Origin of the sequence: Promicromonospora sp. NPDC050262 (genome assembly GCF_040655935.1) — a bacterium.
Classification (GTDB): domain Bacteria; phylum Actinomycetota; class Actinomycetes; order Actinomycetales; family Cellulomonadaceae; genus Promicromonospora.
In genome coordinates, this window is sequence record NZ_JBFAKX010000006.1 from 55,020 (window position 1) to 70,476 (window position 15,457).

A 15,457-nucleotide genomic window follows, 5' to 3' on the forward strand; every position below is an offset into this window, starting at 1 on the left:
CCCGCACCCCCGGCGAAATCCCACCCCCTTTCCGGGGATTCCGCCGGGTGAGGTGTCTCAGCGCCTCGTGGTGGCCGGGGCGTCGCCGGCCGTGGCCGTGGCGACCTCCGCGCTGTCGGCCTGGATCGTGTAGGTCTCGCCCGTGGTCACGTTCTCCGAGGCCAGGACCAGGGACTGGGTGTCCTTGGTCAGGGTCTCCGCCGCAACCGTGGTGCCGGACGAGTCGACCACGGTCACGTCCGTGCCCGCGGCCAGGGTGTCGAAGGTCGCGGCGACCCAGCCCTCCGAGCCGTCGCCCGGCGTCTGCAGCATGCTCGACGTGCCGACGGCGAGCAGGGTGCCGCCCTGCACCGTGAGCGCGCCGGCGCTGTCGAGGGTGCCGTTGCCGCCGTCCGTCGGGCCGAACACCGTGACGTCACCGCCCGAGATCGTCAGGGTCCCGTTCGAGTCCAGGCCGTCGCCCCCGGCGTCGACCGTGACGTCGCCGCCGGTGATCGTCAGCGAGAAGTCGCCCGCGGCCTCGCCCGGCATGCCGCCACCGCCACCGCCACCGCCGCCCCCGCCGCCCTGCGGCGGCTCGCCGCCCGGCACGGTGCCCGACGCCGGCGGCTCCGCCGCGGTGTCGTCGGTCGTCGCGGCACCGTCGGTCGTCGTGCTCGTGCCGCCCGCGGCGTTGAAGCCGTCGTCGGACGAGGTGACGTCCACCGTGCCGCTCGCGACCAGGATGTGCGCCGCCTCCAGGCCCTCGACGGACTCGGCGACGGTGACCGTGGCGCCGTCGACGACGAGGTCGCTCTCCGCGTGGACACCGTCGTCGCCGGACGCGACGGTGACGGTGCCACCGAGGAGCGCCGCGTAGCCGACGGTCTCGCCGGCGTCGTCGGTGCCGTCCTCGTTGTCCGCCTTGAGGCCGTCGCCCTCGGCGTCGACGTCGACGTCGAGCGTGCCGTCGGTGACGACCAGGAAGTCCTTGCCGCGCACGCCGTCGTCCACCGCGGTGACGGTGATGTCGCCGCCCGCGATCACGAGGCCGTCCTTCGAGGCGATCCCGTCGTTCGCGTTGCCGGTGACGTCCAGCGAACCCGTGCCGGAGACGACCATCGAGTCGGCCGAGAACAGGGCGGCGTTGGGCGCGTCCTCGCTGGTGTCCGCGTACGTCGCGGCGTCGGTCAGACTGTTGGACGAGCCGTCCGCGAGCACCACCGACACGTCGTCGGCCTGCGTGACCGCGACGGCGGACCCGGTCGAGCTGGTGATGTCCGCACCGTCGAGCACGAGCCGCACGAGGCCGTCGGCCTCGGAGCCCACCACGATCTGGCCGTCGTCGAGGGTGCCGCTGATCCGGTAGGTGCCGGGCGCCGAGATGGTGACGGTGGAGCCGTCGGCGGTGGCGCCGTCGCCCGAGACGGTGGCGCTGTCGCCGTCGAGCGAGACGCTGGTCTCGTCCCCGGTGTCCCAGGTCTCGTCGGCGAGGGCAGCGAGGTCCGAGTAGTCCTCGTTGTCGGCCAGCGCGTCGTCGGTGGTCGTCGCCACCTCCGAGATGGTGGTCGTGTTCGTGCTGCTCGTGGTCTCGGCGGTGGCCGTGCCGCACCCGGCGAGGGCGCCGAGCACGAGGGCGCCGGAGATCGTGGCGGTCAGGACGGGGCGGGGCCGGCGGATCTTCATGCTGAGGTCCTCTCGCTGGTCAGGATGTGTCGTGCGGTGGTGGGCGTGCTCACGGTGAGCCGACGGCGCACGAGGCGCCGCCAGGGCATGTCCGGCAGGCCGGGCTCCAGCACGGCCAGTCCGGTGGCGTACTTGGAGATGCGGTCGGGACGGTGGCCCGCGCGCCACAGGAGGCGGTCCACGGACGAGGGTCCGGAGCCGGCGGCGGTCTTGGTCTCGACCACCACGAGGTCGCCGATCGTGGCGCTGCGGCGCACGTCCGGGACGGTGTCGGCGTGGCCGGTGTCGGCGTGGCCCGGCGCGGCCGGGACCAGCAGGTCCCAGACGAGGCCGGTGTCGAGCGTGACGCGGGCGTCGTCGAGCAGCAGGGTGGTGCGGTGGTACCGCGACCGCAGGGTCGGGGTGAGCACGGGCGCCGAGGGCGCCCCGGCGTCGGCCAGGCGGTCGGCGACGAAGGTGCGGGCCAGGCCGAGATGGTCGGCGTCGTCGTGCGGCTGCCGCTCCTTGACCGTGGTGCCGCGGCCCGCACGGGTCTTCACCTCGACGAAGCACGACCCGGTGTCCACGTAGGTCCGCGTGCGGACCTTGAACCGACGACGGCGGCGCGTCGCCGCGAGGCGGTACGCGTCCAGCTCCGGGGTGTCGAAGTAGGTGGAGTCGTAGGCGAACGTGCGGGACCCGTCGATCTCCAGCACGCGGGCCGGCGGGAGGGCCGCGAGCAGGTCGTCGAGCTCGTCCGGCGTCAGCACGTACTTGCGGTCGCGCCGGGTCTGGAGCGCGGCGGCCTCGTTCAGCTCGTCGAGGGTCACGGGGGCGAGGGTGTCGATCATCGGGCTGCCGCCAGCTCGGGACGTTCGTGCAGGGCGGTGGGGGCACCCGTGCCGTCGTCGGTCACGATCGGCAGCCGGCGCGCCTCGGAGTAGCGGACGTCCACCCAGGTGGAGTCGTTCACGAGGTCCAGGCGCTGCACGGACAGGGCGTGCACGCGGGCCCCGAGCAGCTGCTCCAGGTGCGCGGTCAGCTCCGTCTGGTCAGGGATCGCACGATCGAGGATGACCAGCTCGCTGTGGTGCCTCGCGAACAAGCGGGGATGGTCGGCCAACGCCATGACCAGGAGGATCAGGCCGCTGCCCGCGAGCCCGAGCCAGCCGGCGCTCGTCCCCAGCCCGCCCAGCAGGCCGAGCGCGAGCGACGCGAAGTAGTAGGCGACCTCGTGCTGCGACAGCTCCGTGGAGCGCAGCCGGATGATCGACAGCACGCCGAACAGGCCCAGGCCGAGGCCCGCGGCGACGGCGCTCGCGGAGAGCGTCGCGGACACCGCGAGCACCCCCACGTTGACGCCGAGGTAGGCGACGACGAGGTCGCGCCGGCGGTGTCGCGGGAAGTAGAGCGCGAAGGTGAGGATGGTGACGGCGACGAGGTCGACCGCGTAGAGCATGAGCTGGTTCATCGGAACTCCGGGGTTATCGGGGTGATGAACACGAGGTAAACGCATCGACCCGGCCGGTTCCTGGGGCAGGGCTGGGGCGAGCCTGTGGCCCGCTGGGAGGCGGCTGGGAGCCGGGTTGTCCGGCGTGCCGGGGGCGCTCCAGGCGCCGTCGGGGAACCGATTCGTGGAACCGGGCCTGGACCGGGTATCCTCCTACGGTCTGCTACTGAGGTAGCGGGCGAAGGTAGCGTGTCCGAGCGGCCTAAGGAGCACGCCTCGAAAGCGTGTGTGGGTGAAAGTCCACCGTGGGTTCAAATCCCACCGCTACCGCACCCGCAGTATTGATCAAGCCCCTGACCCGTGCGGTCAGGGGCTTGTTCGTCTCGGTGGGGACCCGCGGTCTGCGGGCACTGCGGCGGCGGGGCGACCGCGCCTAGCGCCGGTTCACCATGCCCACGACGGCCACCGCGGCCGCCAGCACCGTCACGATCATGGCGACGGTCAGGACCGTCGCGTCCGTTGCGAGCATCGGGCAGCCGGCAGCGGCGTCGTCGTCCGGGCAGGTGCGCCAGGGCTGCAGGAAGTAGGTGAACGACACGAGCACGCCCAGCACAGCGAGTGCCCCACCGCCGATGATCAGTGCCAGCGAGGTCCTTGTTGTCATCCGGCGAGAGTAGGGGAAGCGGCGGGTCGTTGTCGCGCATCCGAAGCCACGTGTTCACCCTGTAGCGTCGCGCGCATGTCGCGACAACCCTCGCCCCGACCTGCTGTTTCATCCCTCCGGAAGCTGGAGCCCGGCGACGCCGTCGCGCTCGTCTCCCCGGCGAGCTGGAGCGACGAGTCCTGGCTGGCGGAGAGCGTCGCGACGGTCGAGTCGTGGGGCTTCGAGGCGCGTCTGGGCAAGCACGCCGACGACCGGTTCGGCTACATGGCCGGCGGCGACCCGGAGCGCGCGTCGGACCTCAACGACGCGATCCGGGACCCGGAGGTCCGCGCCATCCTCACCCTGCGTGGGGGGAGCGGGAGCCTCCGCCTGCTGCCCGACGTCGACACCGATGCGCTCCGGGCGGACCCCAAGCCGCTCGTCGGGTTCAGCGACATCACGGCCCTGCACCAGGTCTGGCACCGGACCGGCGTCCCGTCGGTCCACGGCGCCGTTGCCGGGACTCGGGCGGAGACAGTGCTGCGCCTCCTGCGAGGTGAAACCGGCGAGCCGGTGCGGAGGGACAACGGCCAGTACGGCGCCTACCTCACCACGACGGGCACGGCCTCGGGACCGCTGTTCGGCGGCAATCTCGAGATGCTGGCGCGCAGCGTCGGCATCGTCGACAACGATCTCGACGGTCACGTCCTGCTGCTGGAGATCAACCGGACGGTCGGGCTGGGGATGGTCGACCGGGCTCTGACCCAGCTCCTGCTGTCCGGCGCGCTCGCGGGGGTCTCGGGCGTGGCGGTGGGCACGCTCGAAGGGTTCGACGACTACGAGGACCGCGGCTGGAACGTCCTCGACGTGCTCCGGGACCGGCTGAGCCCGCTCGGCGTGCCGATCCTCGCGGGGCTCCCGCTCGGGCACCTGGAGAACCCGGTCTCCGTGCCGCTCGGGGTCGAGTGCGAGCTCGACGCCGACGCCGGGACGCTGACGGTCGCGGCGCTGAGCGCCTGAACCCGGGCCGCGACTATGCCCCGCGGCGACCCGACAGCTTGTTCGCCAGCCAGCGTCCGGCCTTGCGCAGGTCGGCCGCCAGATAGCGGAACTGCCCGAGCTGCGTCCGCAGCACGTCGACCTGACGGCTCGCAAACGTTGCTCGGGGTGAGTCTCCGAGTCGACTGAGCTCTTTTCCCTCAAACTTCGCGTCGTCCGCTGGCATGGGGGGATCGTACTGGGATGCCCGGTGTGTGTCCGCCGCCCAGGGCGCGGGCTCGTACGTTCGTCTCGGCGGCCAAGTCGTCCGTCCCGGACCCGGCCCGGCGGCGGCTACGCCTCTCGGCGACCCGACAGCTTGTTCGCCAGCCACCGCACGGCCTCGCGCAGGTCGGCGGCCAGGTCGCGCAGCTCCCGGAGGTCCGCCCGCAGCGAGTCCAGGAGGCGGCTCTCGGGGGTGCCCTCGGGAGGGTCTCCCCAGCGACGGATGTGTCGCGCCTCGTGGGGCTCGTCCTCAGCGGGCATGCGCGGATCCTACTGGTGGCCGGACGGGCGGCCGTCGACCAGAAAACGCTCGACCGCCCGGCGAGACCGCAGCCGGTGGAACGACAGGTGGGCGTTCGCGGGGTCGGTCATCGCGGCGCCGTAGCGCTCGGGGTGGCGCTTCCGCTGGTCCCACGACCACCGGACGATCGTGCCCTCCCGCCAGGGCGCGAGCGCGTCGCCCCAGGGCTGACGGTTGCCCGTGCCCGGCCACAGCTCGGCGCGGCTCACCGCGAGCGACAGCGTGCGCCAATACACCTGGGCGAGCACGATCGGCGTCGGCGGGTCGAGCCAGACCACCGTGTCGGCGCGCGCCCAGATTGCGGGCTGGAGGCTCGAGTAGTTGCCGTCGACCACCCACGCCTCGTCGGTGATCACGCGCTCCGTGTCCCGCACGAAGTCCTCCTGCGGGCGCGGGTTCCACCCCGGGCCCCAGTAGAGCGCGTCCAGCTCCACGTGCCGGACGTCGAGGCGTGCCGCCAGCCGTCGCGCGAACGTGGACTTGCCCGACCCGGCTGCGCCGACCACCGACACCCTGTGCACCGGACGACGTTAGCCCGGCCGCGCGCCCGAGCCATCCGGATTTTCGACGTGCCCGGCCTCGTCGTGCGGGGCGTCCGGCGGAATGCGACCTCGGAAAGACCAGTTGACCAGGGCATATATCACCCGCGAGGTCTTGCATCCCCGGGCCGTCATGGGCTGGACTTGGGACCGCGCCCACCGGCGCTTGCCCTCGTGGCCATCGAACGAGCCCACAACACCCCTTGCAGGCAGCCCAGAAGGAGAAAAATCGATGTCTGAGAACGAGACATTGCGTGCGGAACGGTTCGCATCCGGCAAGGCGGCCCTCGACGCGATCCACGACGACGCGGGCCACGGGGTCATCGAGTCGCTGTCCGACATCGCTCCTGAGCTCGGGCACCAGATCGTCGCGTGGGGTTACGGAGACATCCTCTCCCGGCCCGGGCTGGAGCCCCAGCAGCGCCAGCTCGTGACCCTCGGGATCCTCACCGCGATGGGGGGCAGCGAACCGCAGCTCGAGGTGCACATCGGCGCCTCGCTCAACGTGGGGCTCACCCCGCAGCAGATCATCGAGGTCTTTCTGCACAGCTCCGTCTACTGCGGGTTCCCGCGGGCCCTGAACGCCGTCGCCGCCGCGAAGCGCGTGTTCGCCGAGCGCGGCCTGATGCCGCTGGCCGACGAGACCCACGAGGCCTGAGGGCCTAGAGGTACGCCATCCCGGTCAGCTCCTCCGCGGTCGTCCACAGCCGCCGCCCGACGGCGGGATCGGTCGCCTCGGCGGAGGCCCGCACCTCCGTGACACGCCCGCGGACCTCGCGGAACCCCGCAGGGCCGAAGAACTGCCCGCCGCGCACCCCGGTCGCCGTCGCGGCGTGGAGCTGGGGGAGCGCGCCGGCCTCGACGGACTGGGTCACGAGCAGGCCGAGCCGCGCCGCCCACCGGCCGGCCCGGCCCCGGTCCTCCCAGGCGCGCGGCGTGAGGTTCGTGCCGGAGAGCCCGGGATGGGCGAGCGTGCTGAGCACCGGTGAGCCCGCGGCGCGCAGGCGCCGGTCCAGCTCGATGCCGAACACGGTGTTCGCGAGCTTCGACGCCCCGTAGGCCGGGGAGGCGCGGTAGCCGCGCTCGACCATGAGGTCGTCGAAGTCCAGGTGCGCGGTCTTGTGGGTGATCGAGCTGAGCGAGACGACGCGCGGTGCGTCCCCGCGGCCGAGCAGCGGGAGCAGCAGGCCGGTGAGCGCGAAGTGGCCCAGCATGTTGGTGCCGAGGTGCAGCTCGAAGCCGTCGGACGTGGTCTGCCGCGGGCCCAGCAGCACGAGCCCGGCGTTGTTGACGAGCAGGTCGACCTGCCCGGTCTCCTCGGCGAGGCGGTCGGCGAACGTCCGCACCGACGCGAGCGCGGCGAGATCGAGCGCCCGTACCCGGAGCTTGGCGCCCGGTACGGCCGCGGCGATGGCGCGCGCGGCGTCGTCGCCCGCGGCGACGTTCCGGACGGCGAGGACGACGTCGGCGCCGTGCCGGGCGAGCTCGGTCGCGGTGACGAGCCCCAGGCCGGAGTTGGCCCCGGTCACCACGGCGAGCCGGCCGGTCTGGTCAGGGATGTCTGCTGTGTTCCAGGTCATGGCCGGTGACGCTAGGCCGCTCGGGCCGGGCCTCACGCGTCCTCGCCTCCCTCGGTCTGCCAGGACCACCTTGCCTCCGTCCTGCAGGCGCACACTGGTGGGCATGACGGCGGACCAGACCTACGCGCGCGAGCTCGGCGACTTCCTCCGTGCCCGCCGGCAGCGCACCACGCCCGAGGACCTGGGCCTGGAGCCCGGTCCCCGACGCAAGGTCGACGGCCTGCGCCGCGAGGAGGTCGCGATGCTCGCGGGACTGAGCACCGACTACTACCAGCGCCTGGAGCAGGGCCGGAACGTGCGTCCGTCGGACGCCGTGCTCGACTCGCTCGCCGACGCGCTGGAGCTCGACGAGATCGAGCGGCGGCACATGCTCATGCTCGCGCGGGCGACCCGGCAGCCCGCGGCGCCGCCCGTCCGGCGTCGGCCCGAGGCGGTGCCCGCGAGCACCGCGCGCCTGCTGGCGCACATGGGGGTGCCCGCCGTCGTGCTGGGCCGCCACCTCGACCTGCTCGCGTGGAACGACCTCGCCGCCGCACTGCTCGGCGACCCGGAGGCCTACCCGCCCGAACGCCGCAACTTCCTGACCGCCCTGTTCGACGAGGAAGGGATGCGGCTGCACTGCGCGGACTGGGAGACGACCGCCCTCGACTACATCGGGATGCTGCGCACCGCCGTCGCGGCCGACCCGGACCACCCGCGCGCCGTGGCCCTCGTGGGCGAGCTCAGCATCCGCAGCGCGGAGTTCCGCCGCCTGTGGGCACGGCACGACGTGCGCGAGAGCGTGCACGGCGCCAAGCTGATCCACCACCCGCGGGTCGGCGACATCGCGATGGAGTGGGACGCGTACCCGCTGCCCGGCAGCCCGGGCCCGGTCATGATCGTGTTCACCCCGCAGCCCGGCGCCGGCGACGACCAGCTCCGTCTGCTCGGCTCGCTCAGCGACCTGGACGCCGGCTAGGGCCGGGGGAGCGCCGCCGCGTCGCGGTGCTCGACCAGCTCCGACCGCTCCCGCCTGAGCCGGTCCACGCCCCAGGCCCCGAGCGGCGCGAGCGCGGCGTTGAGCGTGCGGCCGTGCTCCGTCAGCGTGTACTCGACGCGCGGCGGCACCTCGGCGTGCACCCGCCGGTGCACCAGGCCGTCCGCCTCCATCTCGCGCAGGTGCTGGGTCAGCATCTTCTCGCTCACCCCGGGGAGCCCGCGCCGCAGCTCGGCGAACCGGCGCACGCCGTGCTCGTCGAGCTCCCAGAGGATCAGGCCCTTCCACTTGCCGCTCACCACGTCGAGCGCGGCGTCGATGCCGCAGATGTAGGGGCCGTTGCGGGGTGCCTTCGCCATCGTGCGCTCCTCGGGTTGGGGTACGTACCAAGAGGTAAGTACCCCAGTAAATAGTGGGTACTTCCGCGATGGTACGTCGCCCGGTGAGCATGGTCAGGTCCCCACGACCTGAGGAGATCACCCGAATGACCACCCCCGGAAGCACCGGCGTCACGGTGCTCGGACTGGGCGCGATGGGCAGCGCCCTGGCCGCCGCGCTGCTCGACGCCGGCCATCCCACCGCCGTCTGGAACCGCACCCCCGCCCGCGCCGCTGACCTGGTCGCCCGCGGGGCCACGGCGCCGTCGGACATCGCCGACGCCGTGACCGCCCACCGGCTGGTCGTCGTCTGCCTGCTCGACCACGGGTCCGTGCACGAGACGCTCGACCCCGTCATTGGCACGATGCGGGGGAGCGCGCTGGTCAACCTCACGACCACCACCCCGAACGAGGCCCGCGAGCTCGCCGCCTGGGCGGAGCGGCACGGTGTCGACCACCTCGACGGCGCGATCATGGCCACGCCGCCGATGATCGGCACCGCCGAGGCATCGATCCTGTACAGCGGCTCCGCAAAGGTGTTCGAGGCCGCGCGGCCCGTGCTCGACCGCTGGGCCACCAGCACGTACGACGGCGCCGACAGCGGCCTGGCCTCCCTGTACGACCTCGCCATGCTCTCGGGCATGTACACGATGTTCGCGGGGTTCCTGCACGGGGCCGCGATGGTCGGCTCCGTCGGGGTGTCCGCCACCGAGTTCGCGGCCCGAGCCACGCCGTTCCTCAGCGCGATGACGGCCGGCTTCGCCCACGACGCCGCGGTGGTCGACGGCGGCGACTACACCGTCCCGGGTCAGCAGAGCCTGGACTTCTCCGACCTCAGCCACATCGTGCGCGCCAGCGAGGAGCAGGGCGTCGACCCCGCACCCGTCGCCGCGGTCCAGGAGCTCATCAGCCGCCAGATCGCGGCCGGCCACGGCGCCGAGGGCTTCGCCCGGCTCTACGAGAGCCTCCGGGCAGGCCGGGCGGAGGCCGTGCGATGAGCGCCCCCGTCACCCTGATCGGCCTGGGCCCGATGGGCCAGGCCATGGTCCGGTCGCTGCTCGCCGCGGGCCATCCCGTCACCGTCTGGAACCGGACGCCGGGCCGTGCCGCCGACGTCGTCGCGGCCGGGGCGCGGCTCGCGGCCACACCCGCCGAGGCCGTGGCCGCGAGCGACCTGGTGATCCTCAGCCTCACCGACTACCAGGCCATGTACGACATCCTCGGGCCGACGACAACGGCGCCGGCGGCGCTCGCGGGCCGCACGCTCGTGAACCTCAGCTCGGACTCGCCCGACCGGTCCCGCGAGGGCGCCGCCTGGGCGGCGGAGCACGGCGCGCGCTTCCTGACCGGCGGCGTGATGACGCCCGCGCCGATGGTGGGCACGGCGGCGGCGTATGTCTACTACAGCGGCCCGGCCGAGCTGCTGGAGACCCACCGGGCGGCGCTGGGCACGATCGGCGCGCCGCGCTACCTCGGGGCGGACCCCGGGCTGGCGCAGCTCATGTACCAGGCCAACCTCGACGTGTTCCTCACGTCGCTCGCGGCGCTGATGCACGCCACGGCGCTGCTGGAGACCGCGGGCGTGCCGCCGACGGTGGCACTGCCGGAGCTTCTGCGGACCCTGTCCGGTACCGCCGAGATGCTGGAGGCGGGCGAGAACCCGGCCGCGCAGCTCGAGGCCGGCGAGCACCCGGGCCACCTGAGCACCGTGACGATGATGGGCGCGACCGCCGACCACATCGTGGCAGCGAGCGAGGCCGCGGGGGTCGACACCGGGCTGCCCGCCGCTGTCCGCGCGTACTACACGTGGGCCCGCGAGCACGGCCACGGCGGCGACAACTGGACCCGGATCATCGACGCGATGCGGCCGGTCAGCCCCGGCCGATCCTCCGGCGGGGGTCCAGACCCGAGTCGGCGAGGCTCGTGACCATGCTCCCGGGCTCGAACGCCCGCTCCGAGCGCAGGTCGTGCACCACGGAGCGGAGCAGGCCCGGGAGGAAGTCACGTCCCCGCCGCACGCACCACGGCAGCCCGGCGCGCAGGAGCCAGACCAGTCGCTGGCGCGCCGACGGCGGGTCGGGCGCCCCTGGGAGCCGCGCGGCGCGGGCGGCCGCCGCGTACGCCGGGTCGACGTCCGCCAGCGCGGTCGCGACGCCGAGCGCCAGCCGCCGGTGCCCGGCGGGCGACGGGTGCACCCGGTCGACGTGCCAGGCCTTGGCACCGGCCGGGGCGATCGCCTCCGCGGCGTCGATCACGACGACGCGTCCCCGGGCCGCGTTCGTGCCGGCGACGTCCGGGCCCTCCGCCGTGGCCGCCGCGGCGACCTCGTCGACCGCCGCGTTGATCGCCGCGACCCGGCGCCGCATCACGCGCCGGACCAGCCGGGGCGTGAGCTCGAAGAGACCGATCACGGGGAGCCGCACGAGCACGACGTCGGTCCCGGCGCGGCGCAGCTCGCCGACGCAGCGGTGCAGGTCGGCGAGCGTGAACCGGGCGTCGAAGTCGCTGCGCAGCACGTCGTTCCCGCCCACCAGCACGGTGGCGAGCCCGGGGCGGAGCGCGAGCGCGGCGTCGAGCTGGGTGTCCGCGACGTCGCGGGAGCGGGCGCCGTTGGTGGCGAGGTTCGAGAACTCCGCCACGCCGAGCACGGCGGCGAGGTGCGCGGCCCAGCCGGGGCCGTGAGCGGCGTCCGGGCCGACGGTGTCGCCCACGCCCGCGGTGATCGAGTCACCGAGGGCGACCAGTCGGAAGCAGCTCTCGCGTCCCGCCGGCGCCGTCATCTCACCGTCGCCCTCCGATGCCGACGTCCGCCAGGTCGAAGGCCTTGCGCGAGTGCAGGTCGAGCATCGCGTCGCCGGTGGCGCTCCACGGGAAGAGCTCGGCGCGGGCCCGGGCCTCCTTGCGCCGCACCTCCACGTCGCGGTCCAGCACCTCGTGCAGGGCGAGGGCGAGTGCCGACGCCTCCGGCGGGGCAGCGGCCCCGGCGGTGCCGACCACCTCGGGGAGCGCGCTCGACGAGCTGCAGACCACGGGCGTCCCGGAGGCCAGAGCCTCCAGCGCGGCGAGGCCGAACGTCTCGATCGGCCCGGGGGCGATGACCGCGTCGGCGCAGGTCAGCAGGGTTGCGAGGCGGTCGCGGTCGGGGATGAACGAGAGGAACCGGTGCGGGAGCCCGGCGGCCTCGGCGCGGCGCCGCATCTTGGGCAGCAGCGGTCCGGAGCCGGCGACGACGAGCCGCACGGGGCGCCCGTCACGCACGAGCTGGGCGGCGGCGTCGATCGCGAGGTCGGGCCGCTTCTCCGTGGACTGGCGGCTCGCGAGCACGATGAGCGCGGTGCCGGGCGGCGCGTACTCGGCGCGGGCCTCGGCCGAGTACCGGTCGGGCCGGAACCGTTCCAGGTCGACACCGAGCGGCACCCGGTACAGCGGCGGCAGCGTGGTGCCCCGCACACGCTCGGCCAGGCGCTCCACCTCGCCCGCGGCGAAGTGGGTGGTGGCCACGAGCCGGTCGAACCGGGTGAGCGTGGCGAGGTTGTACCGGTCGGCGAGCGCGGGCGTCGCCGCCGCGCCGAACTCGGCCGCGTAGCCGCCCTCGGCGCCGCCGGGGAGCCAGGACCGCAGCACGCCGTCGACCCGCTCGTGCAGCATCATCAGCGACGGGATGCCGGCCTCGCGCGCCCAGTCGCCCAGGCCGGCGAGGGTGGTGCGGTCGCTCACCTCGAGGCGGTCGGGCGCCAGCGTCTCCAGCAGCCCCCGCATCTTGCCGGGCCGCACCACCGCGCGGTACCCGCCGCTGAACGGCACGCGCGGCGCCGCCAGGCTGACCACCCGCACCCCGTCCACGTGCGTCACTCCGTCCCGCCTGTCCGGCACGACGAGCACGGGTTCGTGCCCCCGGGAGAGGTACTGCCCGGCCATGGCGTGCATCGCAGTTCGGATGCCCCCGGAACGAGGGCTGTAGAAGTTCGCGACGTGGACGATTCGCAAGTTATACCTCCGCTGAGCCGGCTCTCGCGTGCACCCGGATCGCGTCGTCGTAGTGCCCCATGAGCTCGGAGCAGATGTCGTGCCACGTGCGGCCCTCGGCGCGCTCGCGCGCCGCGGTCCCGAAGGCCCGCCGCTTGCGCTCGTCGCCCACCAGGTCGACGACGCGGGCGCGGAGCGCCTCGTGGTCACCTGGAGGGTACAGCCAGCCGTCGTGGGAGTGCCGGACGATGTCCAGCGGGCCGCCCGCGGCGGGCGCGACGACGGGGACGCCGCTGGCGTGCGCCTCCTGCAGCGTCTGGCCGAAGGTCTCCAGCTCGCCCGGGTGCACGAACACGTCGAGGCTCGCCATCGCCCGGGACAGCTCGGCCCCGCGCAGCAGGCCGGTGAAGTGGGCGGCGGGCAGGACCTGCCGCAGCTCGTCCCGCTCGGGCCCGTCGCCGACGATCACGAGGCGCACGTTCGGCAGGTCCTGCACCACGCGCAGCGCCTCGACCTGCTTCTCGGCGGCCAGGCGGCCCACGTAGCCCACCAGGATCTCGTGCCCGGCACCGACCCGGCGGCGCCAGGCCTCGTCCCGGAACTGCGGGTGGAACGCGCGCGTGTCCACGCCGCGGCCCCACAGGCGCAGGTTGGGGATGCCGTGGTTCTCGAGCTGGCGCATGGTCGCGGTCGACGGCGCGAGCGTCATCGTCGCGCGCTCGTGGATGTCCTTGACCCGCTTCCAGAGCAACGGCTCGAAATGGCCCAGCCCGTACCGCGCCGCGTAACCGGGCACCTCGGTCTGGTAGACGGCGACGCTCGGCAGGCCCAGCCGCTCGGCGGCGAGGATGCCGCGCCAGCCGAGGATGAAGGGGGAGGCCAGGTGGACGACGTCGGGCGCGAACGTGGCCAGCGTGCGCTCGGTGCGCCACTTCTTGCCCACGACCAGGCGCACGTCCGGATACCCGGGAAAGCCGATGGAGCCGAGCTCGACCACGGGGGCACCGCTCACGAAGGGCGGGACGTGGCCGATCGACGCGTCGGCGTCGGGCGCGAGGACCATGGCCTGGTCCCCACGCTCGTGAAGGTGCTCAAGGACCCGCAGGACGGAGTTGGTGACTCCGTTCACCTGCGGGAGGAAGCTCTCCGCAACGATGGCTACTCGCACGCTACGAACCTGCCGGTCGTCGATGTCCGGACGAAGTCCTCCGTGCGGCGAGTCGGGGAACGGGTGGCGTCGAGACGGTAACCGCTACACACGATGTCACAATCCTGACCGTAGCGGAGCCACCAGGCCCCTGGCATGGGGAACACCCCTGAAGTGACCCTCAACTCGTTCTGGTCGGCACCTTGCGGGCAAAGGCGAGCTGGGACAGCCGGATGATCGCGCCGACGAGCAGGGCCACCAGCAGCGCGTTGCGCAGCGCGCCGACGCTCGTCGCCAGCGGCCAGCCGCCCAGGAACTCGCCGTACCGGAGCGGGTAGATCTCCATGGTCAGCCGGGCCACGACCAGGGTGCCGACCGCGGGCACGAACCACGTGCGCCGCGTGCCCTGGCTGCGGCTGCCGAGGGCGATCGCCGCCGCGACGGGCGGACCGATCCACGCGATGAACTGCGGCGAGCCTACCTTGTTGAAGACGATCAGCGCGAGCAGCTCGGCGGCCGCGCCGACCAGCAGGATGTCGCCGACGCGCTCCGGCCGGCGCCGGGCGGCCCACCAGATCAGCGCCGCGATCAGGAGCGCGGCGACCGGGAGGGCCACGTCGAGCGCCTGCGCGACGGCGTCGGCGCCGTCGCCGAGCACCTCGTAGGTGAAGATGACGTCGTCGTACTCGACCTGGATCGAGGAGTCCCAGAGCCGGGCCACCGTGAACGGCGTGGCGGCGACGGCCTCGACCTGCAGCTGCCGGTCGCCCTGCTCGCCGAACACGTCCAGCACGTTGTCCTGCCCGCCGCCCGCGAAGGCGATGCCGATGACGACGGCGGACACCGCCGCGCCCGGCAGCACCACGTTCCTCAGGAAGGCCTTGGCGTCCGACGCCGTGGCGGCCAGCGCCAGGGCCACCGCACCCGGGGCGATCTTGATCCACGCGCCCACGGTGGCCAGGGCCATCGCGAGGGCCGGCCGCCGCGCCGCGATCAGCAGGGCGACGAGGATGATCGGCGCCAGCAGGCCGTCGAGCCGGCCGATCCAGATGGGTCCGAGCATGACGAGGAAGAACAGCCAGAACCAGACGGCGGCGCGCCCGTGGGGCTTCGCCCGGCCGAGCAGGGCGACGGCCCCGGCGTTGGCGGCGGTGACCATGCCCATCCACACCCAGTCGTACGCGGGCGTGGTGTCGGTGAACAGCGCGGGGATCGTCATCGGTCCCAGGGCGCCGAGCGGGTAGACCCAGGCGTAGGTGAACACGGGCCACGACCCGGTGTTCATGCCGTTGCGGACCCACCACTCGTACAGGTTCACGTCGCCGAGGATCTGCCCCCCGAAGACCCAGGCCTGAAAGATGATCCAGGCGTGGGTGAGGGCGAACGCGACCCACAGGGCCGGCCAGGACGAGAGCACGCGGATGGCGGACCGCAGGATGTCCTGGCCCACGGCCTTGGGCGATGTCGACAGGTCTGACGGGCTCGGCACGGGCCACATCCTTGCACTGATCGAGGGCCGCGTCGGCGATCGGCCGGTACGGGTACAAGTTCGGACATTCGCGAGTTAGAGT

Annotated in this window: 18 protein-coding genes and 1 tRNA gene; 6 read left to right on the forward strand and 13 right to left on the reverse strand. The window is 73.4% G+C overall.

What is annotated here, in order from left to right:
* Positions 1-57: 57 nt before the first annotated feature.
* Genes AB0I29_RS11245 through AB0I29_RS11255 form a run of 3 tightly spaced genes read right to left on the reverse strand, consistent with a single transcriptional unit; the run spans position 58 to position 3,115 of the window.
* Positions 58-1,665 (reverse strand): carbohydrate-binding domain-containing protein, encoded by a 1,608-nt coding sequence (locus AB0I29_RS11245; RefSeq protein WP_357481550.1) that lies wholly within the window; start codon positions 1,663-1,665, stop codon positions 58-60.
* Positions 1,662-2,495: a polyphosphate polymerase domain-containing protein gene (locus AB0I29_RS11250; RefSeq protein ID WP_357481552.1), complete on the reverse strand. Its 834-nt coding sequence runs from the start codon at positions 2,493-2,495 to the stop codon at positions 1,662-1,664. Before AB0I29_RS11250 ends, AB0I29_RS11245 begins: the two co-directional genes overlap by 4 nt.
* Entirely contained in the window at positions 2,492-3,115 is a 624-nt protein-coding gene (locus tag AB0I29_RS11255) for a DUF4956 domain-containing protein (protein ID WP_357481554.1), read from the reverse strand. Before AB0I29_RS11255 ends, AB0I29_RS11250 begins: the two co-directional genes overlap by 4 nt.
* 222 nt (positions 3,116-3,337) lie before the next feature.
* On the opposite strand from AB0I29_RS11255, the gene AB0I29_RS11260 reads away from it, so the two are divergent.
* A tRNA-Ser gene (locus AB0I29_RS11260) sits at positions 3,338-3,424 on the forward strand.
* 103 nt (positions 3,425-3,527) lie between these two features.
* On the opposite strand, the gene AB0I29_RS11265 is transcribed toward AB0I29_RS11260, so the two are convergent.
* On the reverse strand, positions 3,528-3,758 hold the full coding sequence (locus tag AB0I29_RS11265) for a hypothetical protein (protein ID WP_357481556.1): 231 nt from the start codon (positions 3,756-3,758) through the stop codon (positions 3,528-3,530).
* 75 nt (positions 3,759-3,833) lie between these two features.
* Here AB0I29_RS11265 and AB0I29_RS11270 point away from each other — a divergent pair, with 75 nt between their 5' ends.
* Positions 3,834-4,757, forward strand: a complete 924-nt coding sequence (locus AB0I29_RS11270) for an LD-carboxypeptidase (protein ID WP_357481558.1) — start codon at positions 3,834-3,836, stop codon at positions 4,755-4,757.
* Between the two features lie 13 nt (positions 4,758-4,770).
* On the opposite strand, the gene AB0I29_RS11275 is transcribed toward AB0I29_RS11270, so the two are convergent.
* The 3 genes from AB0I29_RS11275 to AB0I29_RS11285 form a co-directional block, all read right to left on the reverse strand.
* On the reverse strand, positions 4,771-4,962 hold the full coding sequence (locus AB0I29_RS11275; protein ID WP_285107859.1) for a hypothetical protein: 192 nt from the start codon (positions 4,960-4,962) through the stop codon (positions 4,771-4,773).
* A 107-nt stretch (positions 4,963-5,069) separates the two neighbouring features.
* Complete coding sequence (locus tag AB0I29_RS11280) at positions 5,070-5,261, reverse strand: hypothetical protein (protein WP_357481560.1); 192 nt, start codon at positions 5,259-5,261, stop codon at positions 5,070-5,072.
* A gap of 9 nt (positions 5,262-5,270) precedes the next feature.
* A complete protein-coding gene (locus AB0I29_RS11285; protein WP_357481562.1) occupies positions 5,271-5,822 on the reverse strand; it encodes a toxin in 552 nt (183 codons plus the stop codon).
* Between the two features lie 250 nt (positions 5,823-6,072).
* On the opposite strand from AB0I29_RS11285, the gene AB0I29_RS11290 reads away from it, so the two are divergent.
* Positions 6,073-6,498 (forward strand): carboxymuconolactone decarboxylase family protein, encoded by a 426-nt coding sequence (locus AB0I29_RS11290; protein WP_285107864.1) that lies wholly within the window; start codon positions 6,073-6,075, stop codon positions 6,496-6,498.
* 4 nt (positions 6,499-6,502) lie between these two features.
* On the opposite strand, the gene AB0I29_RS11295 is transcribed toward AB0I29_RS11290, so the two are convergent.
* Entirely contained in the window at positions 6,503-7,420 is a 918-nt protein-coding gene (locus tag AB0I29_RS11295; RefSeq protein ID WP_357481565.1) for an oxidoreductase, read from the reverse strand.
* 103 nt (positions 7,421-7,523) lie between these two features.
* Here AB0I29_RS11295 and AB0I29_RS11300 point away from each other — a divergent pair, with 103 nt between their 5' ends.
* On the forward strand, positions 7,524-8,378 hold the full coding sequence (locus tag AB0I29_RS11300; protein ID WP_357481567.1) for a helix-turn-helix transcriptional regulator: 855 nt from the start codon (positions 7,524-7,526) through the stop codon (positions 8,376-8,378).
* Here AB0I29_RS11300 and AB0I29_RS11305 read toward each other — a convergent pair.
* On the reverse strand, positions 8,375-8,755 hold the full coding sequence (locus AB0I29_RS11305; protein WP_357481569.1) for a helix-turn-helix domain-containing protein: 381 nt from the start codon (positions 8,753-8,755) through the stop codon (positions 8,375-8,377). The two genes, AB0I29_RS11300 and AB0I29_RS11305, sit on opposite strands and share 4 nt — an antisense overlap.
* 125 nt (positions 8,756-8,880) lie before the next feature.
* Between AB0I29_RS11305 and AB0I29_RS11310 the strand changes: the two genes are divergently transcribed.
* Both AB0I29_RS11310 and AB0I29_RS11315 read left to right on the forward strand, forming a co-directional pair.
* Positions 8,881-9,771: an NAD(P)-binding domain-containing protein gene (locus AB0I29_RS11310; RefSeq protein WP_357481571.1), complete on the forward strand. Its 891-nt coding sequence runs from the start codon at positions 8,881-8,883 to the stop codon at positions 9,769-9,771.
* Entirely contained in the window at positions 9,768-10,700 is a 933-nt protein-coding gene (locus AB0I29_RS11315; protein WP_357481573.1) for an NAD(P)-binding domain-containing protein, read from the forward strand. Before AB0I29_RS11310 ends, AB0I29_RS11315 begins: the two co-directional genes overlap by 4 nt.
* On the opposite strand, the gene AB0I29_RS11320 is transcribed toward AB0I29_RS11315, so the two are convergent.
* From AB0I29_RS11320 to AB0I29_RS11335, 4 genes are all read right to left on the reverse strand, one after another.
* Positions 10,645-11,553, reverse strand: coding sequence for an SGNH/GDSL hydrolase family protein (locus AB0I29_RS11320; RefSeq protein ID WP_357481575.1), 909 nt, complete (start codon positions 11,551-11,553; stop codon positions 10,645-10,647). The genes AB0I29_RS11315 and AB0I29_RS11320 overlap by 56 nt on opposite strands.
* A gap of 1 nt (position 11,554) precedes the next feature.
* Entirely contained in the window at positions 11,555-12,760 is a 1,206-nt protein-coding gene (locus AB0I29_RS11325; protein ID WP_357481577.1) for a glycosyltransferase, read from the reverse strand.
* A 1-nt stretch (position 12,761) separates the two neighbouring features.
* On the reverse strand, positions 12,762-13,907 hold the full coding sequence (locus AB0I29_RS11330; protein WP_285107880.1) for a glycosyltransferase family 1 protein: 1,146 nt from the start codon (positions 13,905-13,907) through the stop codon (positions 12,762-12,764).
* Between the two features lie 160 nt (positions 13,908-14,067).
* Complete coding sequence (locus AB0I29_RS11335; RefSeq protein WP_357481579.1) at positions 14,068-15,384, reverse strand: hypothetical protein; 1,317 nt, start codon at positions 15,382-15,384, stop codon at positions 14,068-14,070.
* Between the last annotated feature and the right edge of the window lie 73 nt (positions 15,385-15,457).